This window comes from Sphingobium sp. TomTYG73 (genome assembly GCF_055394245.1).
Window position 1 is genome coordinate 263,887 of the sequence record NZ_AP027339.1, and the last position, 20,381, is coordinate 284,267.

A 20,381-nucleotide genomic window follows, 5' to 3' on the forward strand; every position below is an offset into this window, starting at 1 on the left:
AAGGGAGCGTCCGCCCTCACGTCACGGAGCAGCGCTCGCTGCGCTCGCGACCCACCCCCGACCCCTCCCGCCTGCGGGAGGGGGGAGATAAGTGAAATGCGCTACCTACCCCTTACCGAAACAGACAGGCAGGACATGCTGTCCGTCATCGGCGCGTCTTCGGTCGATGACCTGTTCGTCGACGTGCCCGCCGAGGCCCGCCTTTCCGGCAAGATCGCGGGATTGCCCGATCATGCCAGCGAACTGGCGGTGGAGCGCCACATGGCGGCTCTCGCGCGGAAGAATCTGTCGGCAGGGGAGGCGCCTTTCTTCCTCGGCGCGGGCGCATATCGGCATCATGTTCCCGCCAGCGTGGATCATCTGATCCAGCGCGGCGAGTTCCTTACCGCCTACACGCCTTACCAGCCCGAAATCGCGCAGGGCACATTGCAGGTGCTGTTCGAATTCCAGACGCAGGTGGCGCGTCTGCTTGGCTGCGACGTCGCCAACGCGTCCATGTATGACGGCTCGACCGCCTGCTGGGAAGCGATCGGCATGGCCCGCCGCATCACCAAGCGCGGCAAGGCGATCCTGTCCTCTGGCCTGCACCCGCATTATGTCTCGGTCGCGAACACCATGGCGAGGTTCACCGGCGACGCGCTGGTACATGAAGCGCCGAAGCTTGATGCCCCGACTGACATCGACGCGCTGATCGCTAGCATCGACAAGGATACGAGCTGCGTCGTCGTCCAGTATCCTGACATTCTCGGCCGCATCACTGACCTGACCCCGCTCGCCGATGCCGCTCATGAAGCAGGCGCGCTGCTGGTCGCGGTCGTGACAGAGCCAGTGGCTCTGGGAGCGATCAAGGCGCCGGGTCATATGGGCGCGGACATCGTCGTGGGCGAAGGCCAGTCGATCGGCGTCGGCCTCCAGTTCGGCGGTCCTTATCTCGGCCTCTTCGCGTGCAAGCAGAAATATGTCCGCCAGATGCCCGGTCGCCTCTGTGGCGAGACGGTGGATGCGGCGGGCAAGCGCGGCTTCGTGCTGACCCTCTCCACCCGCGAGCAGCATATCCGCCGTGAGAAGGCGACATCGAACATCTGCACCAATTCGGGCCTCTGCGCGCTGGCGTTCAGCATCCACATGACGTTGCTAGGCGAAAGGGGTTTGCGGGACCTCGCGACGCTGAACCATGGTCTCGCCGTTCAGGCAGCCGAGCGTCTGGCCCAGGTGCCGGGCGTCAAGCTGCTCAACGACAGCTTCTTCAATGAGTTCACGCTGGTCCTGTCGAAGGATGCCCGTGATGTCGTCCGCAACCTCGCCGACAAGGGCGTTCTTGGCGGCGTGTCGCTTGGCCGCCTGTTCCCGGATGCGGCGGAGATCGGCAACGGTCTGGTCGTCGCCGTCACAGAAACCGTGACGGGCGAGGATATCGAAGCCTTTGCCAAGGCGCTTGAGGAGGAACTGGCATGACCATGCTCAAGGAAGGCCGCCCCACCGCGCCCCAGGCCATTACCGGAGTCGATAGCGCCCCCGTAACCGCCACGGGCAACCGCGCGCTGATGCTGGAAGAAGCGCTGATCTTCGAGATTGGATCGATCGAAACCACCGGCGTTGACTTCGCCGAGGCGCCCAAGGTCGCCAGCCGCCTCGGCAATCTCGCTCGCACCGACGGCATCGGCTTGCCCGGCCTGTCGGAGCAGGAGACGGTGCGCCACTATACCCGCCTCAGCCGCCAGAATTACGCCATCGACCTTGGCCTGTTCCCGCTCGGCAGCTGCACGATGAAGCACAACCCGCGCCTCAATGAAAAAGTCGCGCGGATGCCCGGTTTCGCGGACCTACACCCGCTTAGCCCCCAATCGACGGTGCAGGGCGCGCTGGCCGTGATCCACGAACTTGCCGAATGGTTGATCAAGCTGACCGGCATGCACTCGGTAGCGATGAGCCCCAAGGCGGGGGCGCATGGCGAACTGTGCGGCCTGCTGGCAATCCGCGCCGCGCTCGGAGCCCGTGGCGACGCGCGCAGTGTCATCCTCGTCCCGGAAAGCGCCCACGGCACCAACCCGGCGACCGCGGCCTTTTGCGGTTACAAGGTCGAGGATATTCCCGCGACCCCCGATGGCCGCGTCGATCTGGCGGCTCTCAAGGCGCGCCTCGGCCCGGACGTCGCGGCCGTGATGATTACCAACCCCAACACCTGCGGCCTGTTCGAACGCGAGATGAAGACCATCTCTGACGCGGTTCACGCCGCCGGGGCCTTCGTCTATTGCGATGGCGCGAACTTCAACGCCATCGTTGGCCGGGTTCGCCCCGGTGATCTGGGCGTCGATGCGATGCACATCAACCTGCACAAGACTTTCTCCACCCCCCATGGTGGCGGCGGTCCCGGCTCTGGCCCGGTGGTGCTCAGCCAGGCGCTCACCCCCTTCGCGCCGCTGCCGTTCGTCGAGAAGCAGGGCGACAAATTCGTGCTGATCGAGGAAGAGACGGCGGACGAACATCATGCCAGCAGCTTCGGCCGCATGGTCGCCTTCCATGGCCAGATGGGCATGTTCACCCGCGCGCTGACCTATATCCTCAGCCACGGCGCCGATGGCCTGCGTCAGGTCGCGAGTGACGCGGTGCTGAACGCCAACTACATCCTGCGCAGCCTGAACGATGTGCTGGACGCACCCTTCGGGCAGAGTGGCCCCTGCATGCATGAGGCGCTGTTCAGCGACAAGGGCCTGGCAGAAGGCTTCACCACGCTCGACATCGCCAAGGGCCTGATCGACGAAGGCTTCCACCCGATGACCATGTATTTCCCGTTGGTAGTCCACGGCGCGATGCTGGTTGAACCGACGGAGACCGAAAGCAAGGCTGCGCTCGACCAGTTCATCCTAGCGCTGCGCAGCCTCGCCGAACGCGCGAAGGCGGGTGACGAAGCGCTGAAGGGCGCGCCCTATTTCGCGCCCCGCCGCCGCCTTGATGAAACGCTTGCTGCGCGCAAGCCAGTCCTAAGCTGGAGCGATCCAGCTCTCGCGGAAGTGGCCGAATGACGGACAGACCGGAGCCGTGGGAACCCGGCTCCGGTCCCGTGGCGTCGGGCAAGCGCCATGCGCCCGCGACGCAGCGTAACCGCGACGCCATCCTGGCGATATTGCGTGAGGCGCTCCCGCCTCTCGGCCTGGTTCTGGAGGTGGCGAGCGGCAGCGGCGAACATGTCCGCTATTTCGCGGCGGCGCTGCCCACCCTGGAATGGCAGCCAAGCGACCCCGATCCCGTTGCGCTGGCATCGATCGAAGCATGGCGCGCCGAGGCACTGCTACCGAATCTTCGCGTGCCCATCAGACTTGATGCCGCCGCCGCATGGCCGGTCACAAAAGCTGACGCGATCCTTTGCATCAACATGACCCATATTAGCCCATGGGCGGCGACCCTTGGCCTGATGGGGGGGGCGGGGAGGGCGCTGCCGCCGGGTGGATTGCTCTACCTCTATGGGCCATTCATCCGCGATGATGTCGAAACCGCGCCCAGCAATCTTGCCTTCGACGCTTCGCTAAAGGCGCGCGATCCGCAATGGGGATTGCGCCGCGTCGAGGATGTTGTCGCCGCCGCAGCGGCGAGCGGGCTGGCGTTGGACCGGCTTGTGGAGATGCCCGCCAATAATCTGTCGCTACTGTTCCGAAGGGCATCTTCCTGAAAGCCGGCCCGCGCTGACCCTTCGACAAGCTGAGGCCGAACGGATATGGGAAGCGCAATGCCCAATCAATTCCTGCCCCTTGTGACCGCCGAACTCACCGCGCCCGCCGATCCGCGCGCGGCGGCGATGGGCGGTGCGTTGGCGGCGCAATATCCGCATGCTGCCCGCGCCGTGCTCTTTTACGGCTCCTGCCTGCGGGAGCAGAATCTCGATGGGTTGATGCTCGATTTCTATCTCATCGTGTCGGATTATTGCACGGCTTATGGAAAGCGCTGGCTCGCCACGGCCAACCGCCTGATCCCGCCCAACGTCTTTCCGTTCGAACATAATGGCCTGATGGCGAAATATGCCGTGCTGTCGGAAGCGGACTTCGCGCGCCTCAACAGCCCAGCCGCTGACAATGTCTCTGTGTGGGCGCGCTTTGCCCAACCTTCCCGGCTGCTGTGGGCAGCGGACGACCTCGCCCGTCAGCGAGCGATCAGCGCAGTGGCGGGCGCCGCGCCCACCTTGTTGTCGCTCGCCCTTCCCATGACGGATGCGCAGGACGCGCTATCGCTCTGGAAAGCTGGCTTCACGCTTACCTATAATGCCGAATTACGGGCGGAGAAAAAGGGACGTTCGGTTTCGATCGTCGATGCCGACCCCGATCGCTATCGCCGTTTCGGAGAAGCCGCCTTGGCACAGGGCCTGCCGCCATCGCCGCCGGAACCCGCCAAGCATTGGCGCGCGCTGCAACGACGCGGTAAATATCTGTCCGTCATCCGCCTTGCCAAGGCCAGCTTCACCTATGCGGGCGGCATCGATTATCTGGCGTGGAAGATAAACCGCCATGCCGGAACCGCGATCCAGATAAGGCCCTGGCAGCGTCGTTGGCCCCTGATCGGCGCGCTTACTCTGCTGCCGCGGCTGTTCCGGGGTGGTGCGATCCGCTAAGCGCGTTGGACAGCGCGTGTGACAGACCCTTTAGTGTGTAAGGCTTGCGCAGCACCTCATGCCCGCCAAAGTCAGCGCCCTCCGCAATGTCCCCCGCATAACCGGTGACGAACAACACCGGCAGGCTGGCATAGGCGGCGGGTAGGGTGCGGACCATTTCCGGGCCGGTCATTTCCGGCATCAGCACGTCGCTTATGATCAACCCGATGTCGCGATGGCTGGTCAGCAGCTTCGCCGCTTTCGACGGATGATCGCAGGCGACGGGCAAATGGCCCAGTTCCGCGAGCGCTGCCATCGTCTGGTTCAGCACGCGGGGATCATCCTCCACCACCAATATGCGTGTCGGCGGATGCAGTACCGGCTCGCGTTTGGGCAGCGACGGGTCCGTTTGTAGCGCGCTGTCCGTGACTGCCTTGCGCGGCAGATATAGGGAAACGCAGGTGCCTTCACCGACCTGGGATTCGATACGGATTTCACCCTGGCTCTGTCGGACGAAGCCGAAAATCTGGCTGAGACCCAGGCCTGTTCCCTTGCCCACCGGCTTGGTGGTGAAGAAAGGCTCGAACACGCGGGCCAACACATCGGGCGTCATGCCACAGCCATCGTCCTTGACGCTCAGCGTGACATAATCCCCCTCGGCACATTCGCCGATTTCATGATCCGCCAGATGCACCTGGCCGGTGCCGATCACCAGCCGCCCGCGTCCATCCATAGCGTCCCGCGCATTGACGCACAGGTTCAGAATGGCATTTTCCATCTGATGCTGATCGACGAAGATGCGCCAGCCCTTGGACTGGTTCTCTATCGAAACGGTGATCTGATCACCGATCGACCGGTCAATCAACTCCACCATGCCGCTGACCAGAGCGTCGGGGTCCACGGCACTGGGCAGCAGCGGTTCTGACCGCGCAAAGGCGAGCAGGCGGCGGGTCAGGGCGGCGGCCCGATTGGCGCCTTCCATCGCATTGTCCAGGTGCCGCGCAGCCTCCTGCGGCTTCAGCCGCAGTCTGCGCTTGGCCAGTTCCAGCCCGCCGACGACCACCGCCAGCATATTGTTGAAGTCATGGGCAATGCCGCCGGTCAGCTGGCCGACGGCATCCATCTTCTGCATCTGGCGCAGCGTTTCTTCGGCCGCCGCGCGCTCGGACGTTTCCTTCTTCAACTGTTCATAGGCATCGGACAGTTCGGCCGTGCGCGCCGTTACCGCTTCCTCCAGCCGATCTGCGCGTTCGGCCTCCATCTCGGCCATGCGCCGCGCGTTTCGCCGCTCGGTATAGGCGGCATTGGCGACCCACAGGGCAAACAGGACGCATACGAACAGCACCAGCCCGAACAGCCTCGATGTGCGGTCCACAAATTGCGTGCGGTTGCCTGCCAGACTCACCGCAAGGCTACGCTCGCGCAGGCGGGCATTTTCCGCCTGTATGACGCGGTCGAGCAACGCGGTGATGTGTTTCAGGTCTTCCGACCGCCCCGCTTTGTGGAATTGAGCGAGCGCTGCCATCTTCTGGTCATAGGTCGTGCGCAGCCCTATTTCGTTTAGCGTCTTGCCGCGTTGGATGAATGCTTCCTGCAACTCCCGGACATTGGCGCGCTGCCATCCTGATCGACGGGTGGCGTAGTTCAGCAGCTTGAGCTGGCTGGACGCGGTGCGCCACTGATCCTGGAAAAGACGGCCGACATCGGGGTCTAGGCTGATCACATATCGCGCCAGCGTAACTTCCGCGCGCGCCGTCTTGGCTTCGAAAGCTCTTGCAAGGGCGATAATTTCGAAGCTGCGGCGTTGTTCCTGCAACGCCCGTTCATGGTCGCGGGATGCGTTGCTGGCGCTGTAAAGCAGGGTGCCCAGCGCCCCCACCAGCAGTATCACGAGGACCAGCGGAAGAAAGCGTCGTACCGCAGCCCGCCAGCCAGAATCCTGGTCGTCCATGTAATAGCTGTCTGCCATCAACCCCAGATCTTAGTCGAACAGCATTACAGGCGAAATATCAAGGAATAAAAGGTTCCAAAGGGCAGTCACGCTTCATCTGCCCCCTATCTCCTTGCATCGCGGCGATGGTTATCCGCGCGATGAACCGATTGCGCCGGTCGCCTTCCCTGCGGTTTCGAACATACCGATAATCTGGCCAACCTGTTCGTCGCTATGCTCGGCGCAAAGCGAGCAACGCAGCAGGAAAGTCCCCGCCGGTGTGGCGGGCGGGCGCGCCATATTTACGTAGAGCCCCCGCTCCAGCAGCGCTTGCCACATTGCGACCGCCTGCGCCTGATCCGTCAGGATCACGGCAATGATCGCTGACTGCGGCGTTTCCGTCCCCAGCTTGAAGCCAAGATCGGTGAGGCCCTTGTGCAGCCGCTGGCTGTTCTTCCACAGATGCGCGCGCTTTTCGCCCGCGTGCATCAGCTTGCGGATGGACGTTGCGGCTGTCGCGACGACGCTCGGCGGCAGCGAAGCGGTGAAGACATAGGGGCGGCAGACAAGGCGCAGTACCTCGAACTTGGGGTGGTTCGATACGCAGAAGCCGCCAACCGTGCCGACCGACTTGGAGAAGGTGCCGACGACGAAGTCCACATCCTTCTCGACGCCCTGCTCCTCATAGACGCCGCGGCCATTGGCGCCGAAAAAGCCCATGCCGTGGGCTTCATCGACCAGGATCATGCAATTGGGATGCTTGCGCACCGCCGCCACCATCTCGGGCAGGGGGGCGACGTCGCCCAACATCGAATAGACGCCTTCCAGCACGACCAGCTTCTGTGCGTCGGCGGGCAGGCGGCCAAGGCGCTTGTCCAGATCCTCGACGCTGTTGTGGCGGAAGCGGACGATTTCCGCATCGCCCAGGAAACAGCCGTCATAGATGGACGCATGGCTGTCGGCATCCAGCACGACATAGTCGCCCCGGCCAGCCAGCGTGGAAATCATGCCGAGGTTAGCCTGATAGCCCGTCGAAAACACCATGGCACCCGACGTGCCATAGAACTCCATCAGCGCGTCTTCGACTTCCTTATGGCCCTGATAGGTGCCGTTGAGCACGCGGCTGCCGGTTGTGCCTGCTCCGAACTCGTCCAACGCCTTCTTGCCCGCCGCGACGACATCCGGGTCGAAAGTCATGCCCATATAGTTATAGGTGCCCAGCAGGATCGTGTCCTTGCCCTTGATCACCGCCTGGGTGGGGGACTTCACCTCGTCCATGACGATCGCGAACGGATCGCGCACACCCGTCGCCAGCAGCGCCTCGCGCTCGGCGATCAGCGGATCGAATTTGGAGAAGAGGTCGCGCGCGTCAACCACTTCGGCGGGCGTGTGGGCGTCGGTGGCGGTTTCAGCAGCGTCGGTCATCGCATATATCCGTTCGGTTCGAGCAGCATCGAGCATGTCGAGATGCGTCAGGCGAGAAGTTTTCCCGTCATCTCGACCATCGGTCCTCGGCAAAGGCGAACCGGTTCGATGCGAACGGGGAAGGCTAGATTAGCCCTTCAACTTTGCTACAGCGTCCACAAGCTGGCCGATATTCTCGATCTCAGCCTGCATGTTCATCGTGATGATGATATCGAACTCATCCTCGATCGCCGCGACGAAGTCCATGACGGTCAGGCTGTCCCACTCCAGGTCGCCCGCAAAGCTGGTTGCCTCGCTCAATTCGACGCCCTTCTTGTTGAAAGGGGCGATCTGCGCGGCGATGCTGTCGAAAATCTGCTGGCGATCCGTCATTATCTGTTCAAAGCTTTCCCATGAAAGGGCGACTTTTGCCCCCAAGTCCCGCCTTTTGGCAAGGGAATAAGGCGGCAATCGGGCAGCATCGCGCCCGATTATGAGCCGCCCCGTGCTCGCCTTTAGCGGAAATTGTCGGCGTAGGCCTGGATCTTCAGCGTCTTGGGCGGCGTCGGGATGAAAGCGTAGCCGATCTCATACTTGTCGGCATAGGCGCGCGCCGCGTCCAGCGAGGGGAAGGTCAGCTTGACCTGGCTCTGCGTATCACCCGATCCGGCCCAACCGGTCAGCGGGTCCGGCTTCTTCGCCTCGCTCGGCGCAAATTCCAGAACCCATTTGTCGGTCCGTGCCTTGCCGGACTGAAGGGCGTTCTTCTGAATCTGATAGATGCGCGCAGCCATCGTGGCGTCAAACTCCTGGGAAGGGCGATGCGTCCGTTGCACCAGCGGACGGGCGGAAGTCAAGGCTTGCCACGGGCGTCGGCGCGTTTCGTGCGCAGCGTCGCGGCGGCGCCAGCCGGGTCGTCGGGCCAGGGATGCCGGGGATAGCGGCCACGCATCTCCTTTGCGACCGCGCTCCAGCTTCCCGCCCAGAAACCCGGCAAGTCCCGCGTCGTCTGGATCGGCCGCCCCGCCGGGGATGTGAGGGACAGGACCAGCGAGATACGCTCGCTGCCGACAACGGGATGCTCGGCAAGCCCAAACAGCGCTTGCACGCGAAGCTCCACGCGCGGCCCACCCTCGGCTGCATAGTCGATCTCATGGCTGCTCCCGGCGGGCGATTGAAATGCCGGAGGAGCCAGCCTGTCGAGCTGCTGTTTGCCATCCCAGCCGATAATTCCCTCCAGAACGCCGGACAATTGCGATCGGTCAATGTCGGACAGTCGCCGCTTGCCCGCAAGCAGGGGCGCGAGCCAATCGTCGAGCGTTGCCAGCAGCGAAGCATCCGACAGCGCCTCTATCCCTGCAAAAGCCCCCCGAATCCGCAGAGACCGCGCGGCATCAGACCAAGGCAGCAGGTCGAGCCCGCCCTGTTTGATGCCGTCCAGCAGAGCCGAGACGACAGCATCTGGGTCCGGCCTGTCGTCTGATCCCGACGACAACCGTACCGCGCCCAGCCGCCTTTCCCGCAGAGCCTCTATCCTTCCGGTTTCCGCCCGGAACCGCACCGTCCGATGTTCCTTCACCCGCCCGCCGAACAGGCGCAGCACTTCGACCTCGCTGATCGGCGCGGCGGAGAGGATACGCGCCCCAGCCGCGCTTCCCTGTACTTCCCCCACCGCGAGCCATTCCTCACGCGCCAGCGGGCTTAACGGATCAAGCCGGAACCCGCGCCCGCCAACGCTGGCCCATTCCGCACCATCGGCGGAGCGCCGCTTGGCTACCCGATCAGGAAAGGCCAGCGCAAGACATAGCCCCGCATCATGCTCGCCCGACGCTGCCTTCTGCCCGGAGCCGACCAGCTTCGCCCAGCGCCTCGCCATCGCGCGCGCGGCATCAGCCCGCTTCCCGCTTTCTCGCCGCCAGCGCGTCCGCCGTTGCGACAGATCGACATCCTGCCCGCCAACCCCGCGCTCTCCCAGCAGCACGGCCACCTCTGCCGCGACTTCCGCCAGCCCCAGCTCGCCCGCGCGCGCCAGCATATGTCCGATCCGCGGCTCCACCGGCAATCGCGCCAGCGCTTTGCCATGCGCCGTGATCCGCCCGTCATCGTCCAGCGCCTCCAGCACCGTCAGCCGCTTGCGCGCCTCATCCAGCGCAGCGGGCGGCGGCGGATCGAGCCAGCGCAAGCTCGCCGGATCGTTCACCCCCCAAAGCGCGCAATCGAGCAGCAGGCTGGAAAGGTCGCTCTCCAATATCTCGGGCGGATCGAAGGGCGGCATGCCCGCAGTCGCCGCCGCCTCCCACAGCCGATAGGCGACGCCCGGCCGCTGCCGCGCTGCACGCCCCGCGCGCTGGGTCGCAGCCGCCTGGCTCCCCCGCTCCGTGACAAGCCGCGTCACCCCCGCCGCCCGGTCATAACGCGGCCGCCGCGCCAGCCCGGAGTCGATCACGATCCGCACCCCATCAATCGTAAGGCTGGTCTCCGCGATAGAGGTCGCAAGGATCACCTTCCGCCGTCCCTCCCGCGAAGGACGGATAGCGGCCCGCTGCGCCGCCGGGTCCAGACTGCCGTGCAGCCGATGCACCTCCACGCCAAGCTCCTCCAGCCGCTCCGCCGTCCGCTCAATCTCCGCCACGCCGGGCAGGAAGGCGAGCAGGTCGCCCTCCGCCTCTTCCGCCAGCGCCCGTCGCACGGCCCCGGCCATCTCATCCTCGATCCGCTTTTCCGCCGCCCGGGCGATATGCCGCAACTCCAGCGGCTGTATCCGCCCTTCGCTTTCCAGCACCGGCGCATCGTCCAGCAACGCCGCAAAGCGCGCCCCATCCAGCGTCGCCGACATCGGCACGATGCGCAGGTCCGGCCGCAATGCCGCCTGTGCATCCAGCGCCAGTGCCAGCCCAAAGTCGCTGTCCAAACTCCGCTCATGCACTTCGTCGAACAGGACCGCCGATACGCCCGCAAGCTCCGGATCATCCTGAATGCGACGGACGAAAATACCCTCCGTCAGGACCAGCAGGCGCGTGGCGGCCGACTGCCTGCTGTCCATCCGCGTCGCATAACCGACGATCCCGCCCGGAACGCTGCCCATCAGTTCGGCAATGCGCTCTGCCGCCGCGCGAGCCGCCAGCCTGCGGGGGGACAGCAGCAGCACCTGCCCCGTGCACCATGGCTCATCCAGCAGCGCGGGCGCCACCGCCGTCGTCTTGCCTGCTCCCGGCGGCGCGACCAGAACGGCACTATTCCCCCGCCGCAAGGCGTCCAGCAGCCGGGGAAGAACATCGTGGATCGGCAGCGCGGCACTCATGTCCGTCCCTCTCGCGCCAATCGGCATCCGGTGCAATCCCACTATGCGAGGCGAAAGGTCGCCCTCAAAAGAATGAGCTTATCCGAATAGCAGCTTATGCATCGGGTTTCCCGGATCGAGCAGCATCTTCGCCGTCAGCCCCAGCGACATGATGATCAGCAAGGGCCGTATCAGCTTGCTGCCGAACCGCATGGCCAGCCGCGATCCGATCTGGCTGCCCGTGATGCTGCCGACGGCCATGGTCAGTCCCGCAATCCACATGACATGGCCGCCCAGCATCATCGTCAACAGGCCCGCCACATTGCTAGCCAAATTGGCGGCCTTTGTCTGAGCCGTCGCGCGGACGAGGCCGAGGCCCCCCAGCGCCAGGAAAATGGTTGCGTAAAATGCTCCGGCACCAGGGCCGAAGAAGCCATCGTAAAAGCCGATAGCGCCGATGAGAAGGCTTAGTCCCGCCAATCCCACCCGGCTGTGCCGATCCATTTCGCTGATTCGGGGGGAGAAGGTGAAATAGCCCGCCAGCGCTATCAGCAACGCGGGCATCAATCCCGCCAAAATGGCCGGGTCCACCCGCTGGATCAGCCAGGCGCCCCCCACTGATCCTATAAATGCCGCAACAATGGGCCAGCGATAGGCTCTCAAGTCCATGTGCCCGGCGCGTGCATAAGCGACGCAGGCGCCAAAGGTGCCCAGTGACGATTGCAGCTTGTTGGTGCCCACCGCCGCAACCGGCGGGACGCCCGCCGCCAGCAATGCGGGCAGGGAGATCAGCCCGCCGCCTCCCGCCATGGCGTCGATGCACCCGGATATCAAAGCCGCAGCCATCAGGAAGGCCAGCGTCTCGGGAGAAAGGATTAGGTCCAACGGCGTCCCACTTCAGCTATCCGCCGCGCCACTTGGCGTCGATGCGCGTCGAGCCTGCCGCCGCTGGAGCAGGAGGCGGTGTGGCTCAATAAGCGCGGGCGATAGCGAACTCAACGGCTTCGGTCAGCGCTGCCTTCGCCTTGCCCGTATCGAACCGGCCCAAAGCATCGATGGCGCGCTGGCCATAGAGGCGCGCCCGTGCGAGCGTATCGTCAATCGCGCCGGTTTTGCGAAGCAGCTGCGTCGCATGCGCCAGATCCTCGTCGCTCACCCGGTTGCCTGCGATCGCCTGCTTCCAGAAAGCGCGATCCTCTTCCGATCCGCGCGCATAGGCCAGGATCACCGGCAGCGTCACCTTGCCGTCGCGGAAGTCGTCGCCTGCATCCTTACCCATGGTCGCGCCGTCCGATTCATAATCGATGGCGTCATCGATCAGCTGGAATGCGATGCCCAGGTTCCGGCCATAGACGTCTAGCGCCTTTTCCTCGGCCTCGTCTCGATCCGCGACCACGGCGGATATGCGGCAGGCGGCGGCGAACAGGGCGGCAGTCTTGGCGCCGATAATGTCCAGATATTGCTCTTCGCTCGTGTCGATACGGCGCTGGGCGGTCAACTGATTGACCTCGCCCTCGGCGATCACCGCCGAAGCGTTGGACAGGATCTTCAGGATCTTGAGCGACTCGGCCTCGACCATCAGCTCAAAAGCTCGGGAGAAGAGGAAGTCGCCCACCAATACGCTGGCGCTGTTGCCCCAGATGATGTTCGCTGTCTTGCGGCCCCGGCGCAGACCAGACCCATCGACCACATCATCATGCAGCAGGGTCGCGGTGTGAATGAACTCAACCGCCGCCGCCAGCTTGTAATGGCGGCTGCCCGCATAGCCGACCAGCTGCGCGCAGGCGAGGGTCAGCATCGGCCGCATCCGCTTGCCGCCGCCCGCGATCAGATGGCCTGCCAATTCCGGGATCAGCGGAATGCGCGACTGCATCCGGTCCAGAATCACCGCATTGACCTGGTTCATGCCGTCGGCAACCAGCGTCATCATGGGGGTGAGCGACGGCGCGCCGTTGGCGCGGCCGATGGGGTGGACGTTCCCGGAGATGGGGCCGGAGGCGGGTGCGGTCATGACCCGGCCCATGTGGCGGTGCAAAATGCAGTTGGCAAGCGGGAATAGCTTGCACGGAGCGACGGATGGAGCAAAAAGCGCGCGGATATTTGGAGGATGAGCGTGGACGACACTTTGAAGCGGTATCGCGAGAGCATCGACAACATCGACGCTGCCCTCGTGTTCATGCTCGCCGAGCGCTTCAAGATCACGCAGGCTGTCGGCGAATATAAGGCGACGCACGCACTGCCACCCGCCGATCCGGGCCGGGAAGAACGACAGATCAGCCGCCTGCGCCAGCTCGCGACGGACGCCAATCTCGATCCCGACTTTACCGAGAAATTTCTGCGCTTCATCATCGATGAGGTGATCCGCCATCACGAACGGTTGCGGGACGCCTAAGGGAATTTTTTGCTCCCCGTTCGCCCTGAGCTTGTCGAGCCGGAGGCCGGCGAAGCCAACGGTCTTACTTCTCTTCGGGAGCAAGTAAGGCCCTCATGCCGAATGCAAGGAGCTCTGTTGGAACCTCACTGTTGATCCCACGCCCGAAAGGCGCCGTGCCTCAAGCCGGTTCGCTGACCGTTTCCCGCTTCCCTTGCGATCGCCCCAGCAGCACGCCCGTCAGCGCCAGCGCAAAGCCTGCCAACTGAACCGGCGCCAGCCTTTCGCCGAACAGCAGCCAGGCTTCCACCGCGGCAAGCGGCGGGACCAGCAGCAACAGCATCGACATCCGCGTCGGTCCCTGCGTCCGCACCAGCCAAACCAGCAGCGAAAGGCCGCCCGCCGACAGGCCCAGCACTGACCAGGCCAGGCCCAGCCATAACAGGGGCGCGCCATCCCAACGTGACTCTCCCGCAACCAGCGCCGCCGCGATCGCGATAATCGCGCCGCCTGCATTCTGCACCGCGCCGGAAATCCAGATGCCGTCACCCGCTATGGAGCCCCGTTGCACCAGCGTGCCCGCAGCCATGGCGACCACCGCAAGCAATCCAGCGATCGCAGGCAGAATCGGCACCGCCCCCGCGCCCGACTTCTCGATGGCAGGCAGCAATACGCAAACCACGCCCGCGATTGCGATCGCCAGCCCCGCCCATCCGCGCGCCAGCAGCCGATCGCCCAGCAGGAACGCGCCCGCCACCGCCACCATCAATGGTTGCAGCGCGCCGAGCAGCGACATGATGCCAGCAGGCATGCCGTTATACACCGCCCACCAACTGACGGTCAGGTAAACGCCATGCAGCATCGCGCCCGCCGCCAGATGCAGCATCAGCCGCTTGCCCCGTGGCAACCTCTGACCCGCCCGCCAGGCAACGAAGCCCAACAACAGCGCCGTCAGCGTCATGCGCACGCTCAGGATCAGTTCCGGCGCACCATGGGGCACCGTCCCACGCGCGACGATGAACCCTGTCGACCAGATCAGGACGAACAGCAGCGAAGCGCCGAAACCGATCACTCGCGCCCGGCCCGTATCGCCGCCCCCGCTGCAAAGGGCGTGATCGCGACGAGCAGCAGCGACGCAGCGCCCAGGAACTTCAGCGCCGCTCCGCTCCCATCGCCCAGCGTCCCCGCGCCAAATATCAGCAACGGCACCGCCAACGGCAGCGCCAGCAATCCGGCCAGCGCCCCGCTCGACCGCAGCCCCGCCGTCAAACTCGCCACCAGCAGCCCCAGCGCCGCCAGCGCTGGCGTGCCGATCAGCAGCCCCAGTTCCAGCATCCCGACCGTCGCGCCATCCAGCTTCAGCAGCGCGCTAGCGGGCAACGTCGCGATCATCAGCGCAGGGCCAAAGCCAAGCCAATGCGCGATCAGCCGCGCCAGCATCACCATTTCATCGCCAACGCCGCGCAAGGCGATCTGGTCAAGCACCCCCGCATCCCGATCAGGCGCGACCAGCCGGTCCACCGGCAGCAGGCTCGCTAGCAGCGCCGCGATCCACAACATCCCGCCACCCGACCGCCGCAGCAGCGCAGCGTCCGGCCCCACTGCAAAAGGATAAAGGCTCGCCACCAGCAGCAGGAAAGCCACCGGCAGCCACAGTCCCGCCGACTGCCACGCCTGCCTCAAGTCCCGCGCGACCAGCAGCGCCACCACCCTCACGCCGCCTCCTCCGCGACATAAGCGCTAAGGTCGATCACCACGGGCGAAGCCATCGGCAACGGCTGGTGCGACGCCGCAACCACGATCCCGCCTCCCGCCAGATGAGCCGCCACTGCCGCGCCAAGCAGCCCGAGCGACGCATCGTCCAGCCCATTGCCCGGTTCATCCAGCAGCCACAGCCTAGCACCACTAGCAATCACCCGCGCCAGCGCCGCCCGTTTGCGCTGCCCGGTCGAGAGCATCCGCACCGGAATCCCGCCAAGCGGCCCCAGCGCCATCGCCTCCAGCGCCCCATCCAGCGCACGCGCATCCGTTCCATCCAGCCGCGCCCAAAAGCCCAGCGCCTCGCGCAAAGGCTCTTCCAGATCCAGCGCCAGCCGCTCATCGTCCAGCGCGATCCTGCCCCGCCGCTCGATCGTCCCTGCCATCGGCCGCAGCAGCCCCGCGCAAATGCGCATCAGGCTCGACTTGCCGATCCCGTTCGGCCCACGCAGCAGGGCGCTGCCCCCCGGCTCCAACGCCAGGTCAACGCCCCGGAACAGCAGCCGCCCGCCACGCGCGCAGGCGATGCCCGACAGCCGCAGCGCCGCGTCGCTCATGGCGCGACCATGTCCTCCAACACGTGCATATCGATATCGGAAAGGCCGAAATGATGGCCGATCTCATGCACCACCACATGGGTGATCAGCGCGTCGAGCGGCACACCCGTTTCCACCCATTCATCCAGCAACGGCCGCCGGAAAAGATGCACCATGGGCGGGCCGTCTCCCGTCTGCTCGGGCTCCCCCACCGGCCGCCCGGTATAAAGCCCCGTCAGCCCGAATGGATCGTCAATCTCCATCTCCTTCAATATCCGTTCGTCGGCAAAATCCTCGACGAACAGGACCACGTTGGACAGATGGGACCGGAAAGGATCGGGCAAGCGCCCCAGCGCCTCAAGCGCCAGTCGTTCGATCTGCGCGACGGTTGGCGCGAAAAGAGGGGGTTGACCGGCGTCTGACATGGCTGCGACATAGGCGAAACAATATTATGAGGATAGAGCCATGATTGGTAAACTGTCCGGCGACGAACGGGCGCAGGGGCTTGCTTCTCTTGCCGATTGGACGCTGGTGAACAACCCCGAAGGCATCAAGCGGCGCTTCACCTTTGCCGACTTCAATGCCGCGTTCGGATTCATGACCCGCGTCGCGCTTCTGGCTGAGCAGGCAAACCACCATCCCGAATGGTTCAACGTCTATAACCGCGTGGACATCACCTTGACGACGCATGACGCCGACGGCCTGTCGCGCCGTGACATAGATCTTGCAAAGGCGATCGACGCACTGCTCCCCGCCTGAGCCGACGGTTCGATCAGGGTTGCCCTTCGATGCGATCCTCATAACCATGCAGCGCAGCGGTCACTGCCGGGTCACCAGCATAGCGGCGGCGCAGCATGGCGAGTTTCGCGTCGGTGCCGGTGCATAATTCGGCGATGCTTTCCATCAGGAACACGCGCCTTTCCCCATCATAGGGTTTCTCGCCCCGGAAATGGTCGCAACTGTCCCGATCGACCATGAAGCTGGTGACTTCCTGCGGGAAGGGCGTCGCCAGCGCAGCGTCGGGAGAGGGAGGCAGGTCCAGCGATCCGCGCGGTGCGGGCTGCGCCTGCACGGTTACCTCGGCCGACGGGCGCTGCGGCGCCGCGACCACCTCGATCGGCTCACCCTCGATAGCGTTGGCGGAAAGCACGGGCTCTGGGGCAGTCACATTGTCCGCAGACGCGGCATCGCCAGACGCGTCACGGCAAGCCGCGGTCAGCGCCAGAATCATCACCAATGGAACCAGCCCCACCCGTGCGCCCACCGATTTCCTCCCGCAAAATGGCAATGAGATCAGCGACATGCGGCAGCCGCTGTTCCTCCTCATCGAGAATCGCCATGAATGCGGCTTGCCTATAATCGCGCACGCGTTCTTCCGAAAGGCGGCTTGCCGCGGGTAATGCGGAAATTACGATATCCAGCAGCCGTTCGACACCATGAAGGCGTCCCCACAAATAGTCATTCTCCCGATAGGCTCTGCTGAAAAATGCACCGAAATTATTGAATTCAATACCTTTTAACGTGGCTTCGGCCCCGCCTGACCGAATAGCGCTGCAATCCTCCGGGGAAATCCGGTCCACCTTCACCGGATCATATTCTTCCATGGCGTGGCCCTGGAGCAACGGTAGGGTGGCGATGTCGTAAAAGGGGAAGCCGAGATAGGAGAGCAGCATGATCCGCCGCTCCGCCTTGGGAAGTCCCGCGAGCGCGTCGGCCAGCATCATCTCCGCCACATCATCCCGCGCCTTCAGGTCGCGTGCCTGTGCGATCGCGTCCAGCGCCGCCGCCGGGTCGGACGGCACTTCTCTGGCAGCGGCCCGGATCGCGCCATTGTAGAAATCCGTGCCTTCGCATTCGGTATAATGCGCCATCGATTCATAGATGGCGTCGTGCATCTTCTGGATCGCGCCGTTGCCGGCCTCAGAATCGATCTCCAGCGTGTCTGCCAGCCGCCGGGCCAGAAAGCGCAGGCGGCGGATGCGAAAACTCAGGTCATGGGTGCGGAAGAAGGCGACCGGCGGCGATCCCGGCCCGACATCCTCGATCAGCTTGTCCGCGCCGATCGTCCGGACATGCGACCACAGCGCCTGCCGGAAATTTTCCCGCATCAGCGGGCTGTCCTCATCACTCAGGCGGAACAGCAAACCGGCCAGATCCTCGACGATGCCCGACAGCTTCAAATGACCATAGGCCGGAAAGGCGAAGCCTGCCGAGTTCGCGGCCCGCAGCTGCGCCTTCGCACGCCAGGCGGACAGCCGCGCGGGCGTCGGACGGTCCAGGAACAGCATGCCGCCAATCGTGTTCTTGACCTCCGCCTCAATCCCCGGCCTTAAGGCATTCAGAATGCGTACCATCCGGCGAATGCGCGAAGAATGGCGATCGATCGCCTCCAGATTGTCGCGGATCGGTTGCTCGCGCGGAATGTCGCTGAGCGCGCCGAAAATCGTGCGGAAGAAACCGGGCAGTTGAGCCTTGTCCTCGGGCGTCGCGTCTTCCTGCTCGCCCTCCCGGTTCAGCCGGATCGATCGACGGCCCGGCTTCGGATCAATATAGACGAAACGTCGATCGACCTCGCGCCGCGACGGACGGTTGCGGAGAGCGCCGATCGCCTGTGCGAAGGGAGCGTTCGCCAGCACCGATCCGTCGATCAGTATCGCGTCCTCCGCGTTGCCGCGCGCCCAATGGCGCGGCAGGGCATGGGCCAAAAATGCATCCCGGGTCGGCCATGCGCGGTGCCGCTGTTTCAGCACCCGATCCAGTTCGCGCACCGTGAAGGGGGGGAATGCGCCGGGGAAGCTCGCCGTCGCCCGTGCGGCGAATACCAGCTCAGCCGGATCGGCGAACAGGCGGTCGCCACGCCCCCGCGCGTGGAAGCCGATGGAAAGACGATGTTCGGTTTCCACCACCTGGGGCGGGCTGTTGAGGTTCAGGCTTTGCGGATGGCCTTCGAAATCCGTGACCGTGACGAACAGGTCCAACGGGTGCCCCTCGGGCAGGAGCGGCGGCCCGCGCTCGGCCGCTTCCATCGCATCGAAGGCGTCAAGCATCATCGCCGTGAAGATTTCACCGCCAAAGGGCGGTTCGAACCATCTGGACCGGATGAAATTCGACAGCTTGTGCCGCACCTCCTCGCGCGTATCGGGTGCGACGGTTCTCTCCACTGTGTCGCCGGGCCGCCGCGCGGCCATCCACACCAGCGGCGTTGCCCAGAATTTGCTGATCCGCCGCGCTGGACGCGCATCCGGGTCCAGCAACTGCTCCACATCGGCATTTTCCAGCCACAGGTCGGTGAGCGGCTCCAGCGACTGCCCGGTTTCGATCGCCTGCGCCAGAAATATGCCGTTGATGCCGCCCGCGCTCGCCCCGGCGATGATGTCGGGCATTACGCGCAACCGGATGCCGCTTGCCGCTTCCAGGTCTTCCAGCAGCTTCCTGTAAACCGCTTCGCTGCCCTTGCTGCTCGGGGTGCCGTCATGGAAACCCCGGCTTGCCCGCGCCAACCGCCAGATTTCCTTGGTGATGCCGTGCATATAGACGGCCAGACTGATCCCCCCATAGCAGACCAGCGCCAGTCGAAGTTCCCGCTCTTTCATGCGGCGCGACTCCCAGTCGCTGGACTATAATCTGCCCCGATCAGCCCCAAACCTCTTCCCCGTTCGCCTTGAGCCTGTCGAAGCCTGTCCTGAGCGCCTGCTGCAAGCAGGCAGTCGAAGGGGGCTTCACTTGTCCTTGATACCACAGGCAAAGGCTTCGTCAGGTCCAGTCCGAACGAAAACACCGAACTCACAACCGAAACTCCGCCCAGATTGGCAAATGATCCGAAGCCTTGCGCGACGCCGCACTGTCATGCACGCCGCTGTCCACCAGCTTCAATTGCCCGCAATGCATGATCCGGTCGAGATGCGCCACGGGCCGCCGCGCATGAAAGCTCCGTCCGCAAGGCGCGAAACTATAATGGCGCGCAAAGTCTGCCAGACACCCCCGATTGGCGCTCCATTCGTTGAGATCGCCCATCAGCACGGTCGGCATTGCGTCGCGTTGCGCCGCCGCATGGATGACCGCCGCCGCCTGCTTGCGTCGCCACAGCCCCGACAGGTCGAGATGCATGCCAAATACGCGCAGCTTCGACTTGCCCAGTTCAACCTCCGCCATCGTCGCGCCACGCGGTTCCAGGCAGGGCAGATGCAGCACATCATGGGTGCGAATCTCCGCCTCCTTCCGCACCAATATCGCGTTGCCATGCCAGCCCATCGAATCGACATGCACGTTCAATGGAACCGGCTTGTACTGGCTCATCGATTCCAGCAGCCACGGCGGAATTGCGGCCGATCGAACGCCAAATCGGCGATCCGCTTCCTGCAGCGCAATGATGTCCGCGTCCAACTCTCCCAGCACCTCCAGCACTCGTTCGGGGCTGCGGCGGCGGTCGGTGCCAATGGCTTTGCGGATATTATAGCTGGCAACGCGTAACGACTTCATGGCGAGACAATGCGCCACATCCGCATGAGTTTCCAGCGCTCTTG

At 64.4% G+C, this 20,381-nt stretch carries 20 protein-coding genes; 6 read left to right on the forward strand and 14 right to left on the reverse strand.

The genetic code is table 11. The features are described from left to right. Positions 1-96 precede the first annotated feature (96 nt). The 4 genes from gcvPA to ACZ5TH_RS01450 are packed head-to-tail and all read left to right on the forward strand — an operon-like array spanning position 97 to position 4,600. Positions 97-1,455 (forward strand): aminomethyl-transferring glycine dehydrogenase subunit GcvPA, encoded by a 1,359-nt coding sequence (gene gcvPA, locus ACZ5TH_RS01435; RefSeq protein WP_464794347.1) that lies wholly within the window; start codon positions 97-99, stop codon positions 1,453-1,455. Further along, the gene (gene gcvPB, locus ACZ5TH_RS01440) at positions 1,452-3,023 is read left to right on the forward strand and encodes an aminomethyl-transferring glycine dehydrogenase subunit GcvPB (RefSeq protein WP_464794348.1); all 1,572 of its coding nucleotides are present in this window, start codon (positions 1,452-1,454) and stop codon (positions 3,021-3,023) included. The genes gcvPA and gcvPB overlap by 4 nt, the downstream gene beginning before the upstream one ends. Continuing rightward, positions 3,020-3,667, forward strand: a complete 648-nt coding sequence (locus ACZ5TH_RS01445; protein ID WP_464794349.1) for a DUF938 domain-containing protein — start codon at positions 3,020-3,022, stop codon at positions 3,665-3,667. The genes gcvPB and ACZ5TH_RS01445 overlap by 4 nt, the downstream gene beginning before the upstream one ends. Positions 3,668-3,724: 57 nt before the next feature. Next, a complete protein-coding gene (locus ACZ5TH_RS01450) occupies positions 3,725-4,600 on the forward strand; it encodes a hypothetical protein (protein ID WP_464794350.1) in 876 nt (291 codons plus the stop codon). On the opposite strand, the gene ACZ5TH_RS01455 is transcribed toward ACZ5TH_RS01450, so the two are convergent. From ACZ5TH_RS01455 to ACZ5TH_RS01485, 7 genes are all read right to left on the reverse strand, one after another. Next, a complete protein-coding gene (locus tag ACZ5TH_RS01455) occupies positions 4,557-6,530 on the reverse strand; it encodes an ATP-binding protein (protein WP_464795033.1) in 1,974 nt (657 codons plus the stop codon). The two genes, ACZ5TH_RS01450 and ACZ5TH_RS01455, sit on opposite strands and share 44 nt — an antisense overlap. A 129-nt stretch (positions 6,531-6,659) precedes the next feature. Beyond that, positions 6,660-7,934: a serine palmitoyltransferase gene (spt, locus tag ACZ5TH_RS01460; RefSeq protein ID WP_464794351.1), complete on the reverse strand. Its 1,275-nt coding sequence runs from the start codon at positions 7,932-7,934 to the stop codon at positions 6,660-6,662. Between the two features lie 129 nt (positions 7,935-8,063). Then, positions 8,064-8,306: an acyl carrier protein gene (locus tag ACZ5TH_RS01465; RefSeq protein ID WP_449471372.1), complete on the reverse strand. Its 243-nt coding sequence runs from the start codon at positions 8,304-8,306 to the stop codon at positions 8,064-8,066. 122 nt (positions 8,307-8,428) lie between these two features. After that, positions 8,429-8,707, reverse strand: coding sequence for an ETC complex I subunit (locus ACZ5TH_RS01470; protein WP_460987583.1), 279 nt, complete (start codon positions 8,705-8,707; stop codon positions 8,429-8,431). A 59-nt stretch (positions 8,708-8,766) separates the two neighbouring features. Beyond that, positions 8,767-11,214: an ATP-dependent helicase HrpB gene (hrpB, locus tag ACZ5TH_RS01475; protein WP_464794352.1), complete on the reverse strand. Its 2,448-nt coding sequence runs from the start codon at positions 11,212-11,214 to the stop codon at positions 8,767-8,769. Positions 11,215-11,292: 78 nt separating this feature from the next. Then, on the reverse strand, positions 11,293-12,039 hold the full coding sequence (locus ACZ5TH_RS01480; RefSeq protein ID WP_464771953.1) for a TSUP family transporter: 747 nt from the start codon (positions 12,037-12,039) through the stop codon (positions 11,293-11,295). Between the two features lie 124 nt (positions 12,040-12,163). Continuing rightward, on the reverse strand, positions 12,164-13,204 hold the full coding sequence (locus tag ACZ5TH_RS01485) for a polyprenyl synthetase family protein (protein WP_449471377.1): 1,041 nt from the start codon (positions 13,202-13,204) through the stop codon (positions 12,164-12,166). Positions 13,205-13,300: 96 nt separating this feature from the next. On the opposite strand from ACZ5TH_RS01485, the gene ACZ5TH_RS01490 reads away from it, so the two are divergent. Continuing rightward, positions 13,301-13,585: a chorismate mutase gene (locus ACZ5TH_RS01490; protein WP_196225472.1), complete on the forward strand. Its 285-nt coding sequence runs from the start codon at positions 13,301-13,303 to the stop codon at positions 13,583-13,585. Positions 13,586-13,745: 160 nt separating this feature from the next. On the opposite strand, the gene ACZ5TH_RS01495 is transcribed toward ACZ5TH_RS01490, so the two are convergent. From ACZ5TH_RS01495 to ACZ5TH_RS01510, 4 genes are read right to left on the reverse strand one after another with little or no spacing between them, the layout of a single operon-like run. After that, a complete protein-coding gene (locus ACZ5TH_RS01495) occupies positions 13,746-14,636 on the reverse strand; it encodes a DMT family transporter (RefSeq protein WP_449471379.1) in 891 nt (296 codons plus the stop codon). Further along, the gene (locus ACZ5TH_RS01500) at positions 14,633-15,280 is read right to left on the reverse strand and encodes a heme exporter protein CcmB (protein ID WP_464771956.1); all 648 of its coding nucleotides are present in this window, start codon (positions 15,278-15,280) and stop codon (positions 14,633-14,635) included. Before ACZ5TH_RS01500 ends, ACZ5TH_RS01495 begins: the two co-directional genes overlap by 4 nt. Further along, positions 15,277-15,879 (reverse strand): heme ABC exporter ATP-binding protein CcmA, encoded by a 603-nt coding sequence (gene ccmA, locus ACZ5TH_RS01505; protein ID WP_464794353.1) that lies wholly within the window; start codon positions 15,877-15,879, stop codon positions 15,277-15,279. The genes ACZ5TH_RS01500 and ccmA overlap by 4 nt, the downstream gene beginning before the upstream one ends. Beyond that, on the reverse strand, positions 15,876-16,283 hold the full coding sequence (locus tag ACZ5TH_RS01510; protein WP_464771958.1) for a metallopeptidase family protein: 408 nt from the start codon (positions 16,281-16,283) through the stop codon (positions 15,876-15,878). The genes ccmA and ACZ5TH_RS01510 overlap by 4 nt, the downstream gene beginning before the upstream one ends. A gap of 40 nt (positions 16,284-16,323) precedes the next feature. On the opposite strand from ACZ5TH_RS01510, the gene ACZ5TH_RS01515 reads away from it, so the two are divergent. Then, positions 16,324-16,617, forward strand: coding sequence for a 4a-hydroxytetrahydrobiopterin dehydratase (locus ACZ5TH_RS01515; protein WP_464771959.1), 294 nt, complete (start codon positions 16,324-16,326; stop codon positions 16,615-16,617). A 13-nt stretch (positions 16,618-16,630) separates the two neighbouring features. Here ACZ5TH_RS01515 and ACZ5TH_RS01520 read toward each other — a convergent pair whose 3' ends face one another. The 3 genes from ACZ5TH_RS01520 to ACZ5TH_RS01530 form a co-directional block, all read right to left on the reverse strand. Continuing rightward, positions 16,631-17,089 carry a hypothetical protein gene (locus ACZ5TH_RS01520; protein ID WP_464795034.1) on the reverse strand — a complete coding sequence of 153 codons (459 nt, stop codon included), beginning with the start codon at positions 17,087-17,089 and terminating at the stop codon, positions 16,631-16,633. Further along, the gene (locus ACZ5TH_RS01525; protein ID WP_464794354.1) at positions 17,058-19,451 is read right to left on the reverse strand and encodes a patatin-like protein; all 2,394 of its coding nucleotides are present in this window, start codon (positions 19,449-19,451) and stop codon (positions 17,058-17,060) included. The genes ACZ5TH_RS01520 and ACZ5TH_RS01525 overlap by 32 nt, the downstream gene beginning before the upstream one ends. A 190-nt stretch (positions 19,452-19,641) precedes the next feature. Next, on the reverse strand, positions 19,642-20,337 hold the full coding sequence (locus ACZ5TH_RS01530) for an endonuclease/exonuclease/phosphatase family protein (protein WP_464794355.1): 696 nt from the start codon (positions 20,335-20,337) through the stop codon (positions 19,642-19,644). Between the last annotated feature and the right edge of the window lie 44 nt (positions 20,338-20,381).

Coding starts and splice junctions, on each gene's coding strand:
- gcvPA (WP_464794347.1), top strand. CDS start 97: ATGCGCTACCTACCCCTTACCGAAACAGACAGGCAGGACATGCTGTCC.
- gcvPB (WP_464794348.1), top strand. CDS start 1,452: ATGACCATGCTCAAGGAAGGCCGCCCCACCGCGCCCCAGGCCATTACC.
- ACZ5TH_RS01445 (WP_464794349.1), top strand. CDS start 3,020: ATGACGGACAGACCGGAGCCGTGGGAACCCGGCTCCGGTCCCGTGGCG.
- ACZ5TH_RS01450 (WP_464794350.1), top strand. CDS start 3,725: ATGCCCAATCAATTCCTGCCCCTTGTGACCGCCGAACTCACCGCGCCC.
- ACZ5TH_RS01455 (WP_464795033.1), bottom strand. CDS start 6,530: ATGGACGACCAGGATTCTGGCTGGCGGGCTGCGGTACGACGCTTTCTT.
- spt (WP_464794351.1), bottom strand. CDS start 7,934: ATGACCGACGCTGCTGAAACCGCCACCGACGCCCACACGCCCGCCGAA.
- ACZ5TH_RS01465 (WP_449471372.1), bottom strand. CDS start 8,306: ATGACGGATCGCCAGCAGATTTTCGACAGCATCGCCGCGCAGATCGCC.
- ACZ5TH_RS01470 (WP_460987583.1), bottom strand. CDS start 8,707: ATGGCTGCGCGCATCTATCAGATTCAGAAGAACGCCCTTCAGTCCGGC.
- hrpB (WP_464794352.1), bottom strand. CDS start 11,214: ATGAGTGCCGCGCTGCCGATCCACGATGTTCTTCCCCGGCTGCTGGAC.
- ACZ5TH_RS01480 (WP_464771953.1), bottom strand. CDS start 12,039: ATGGCTGCGGCTTTGATATCCGGGTGCATCGACGCCATGGCGGGAGGC.
- ACZ5TH_RS01485 (WP_449471377.1), bottom strand. CDS start 13,204: ATGACCGCACCCGCCTCCGGCCCCATCTCCGGGAACGTCCACCCCATC.
- ACZ5TH_RS01490 (WP_196225472.1), top strand. CDS start 13,301: ATGAGCGTGGACGACACTTTGAAGCGGTATCGCGAGAGCATCGACAAC.
- ccmA (WP_464794353.1), bottom strand. CDS start 15,879: ATGAGCGACGCGGCGCTGCGGCTGTCGGGCATCGCCTGCGCGCGTGGC.
- ACZ5TH_RS01510 (WP_464771958.1), bottom strand. CDS start 16,283: ATGTCAGACGCCGGTCAACCCCCTCTTTTCGCGCCAACCGTCGCGCAG.
- ACZ5TH_RS01515 (WP_464771959.1), top strand. CDS start 16,324: ATGATTGGTAAACTGTCCGGCGACGAACGGGCGCAGGGGCTTGCTTCT.
- ACZ5TH_RS01520 (WP_464795034.1), bottom strand. CDS start 17,089: ATGATTCTGGCGCTGACCGCGGCTTGCCGTGACGCGTCTGGCGATGCC.
- ACZ5TH_RS01525 (WP_464794354.1), bottom strand. CDS start 19,451: ATGAAAGAGCGGGAACTTCGACTGGCGCTGGTCTGCTATGGGGGGATC.
- ACZ5TH_RS01530 (WP_464794355.1), bottom strand. CDS start 20,337: ATGAAGTCGTTACGCGTTGCCAGCTATAATATCCGCAAAGCCATTGGC.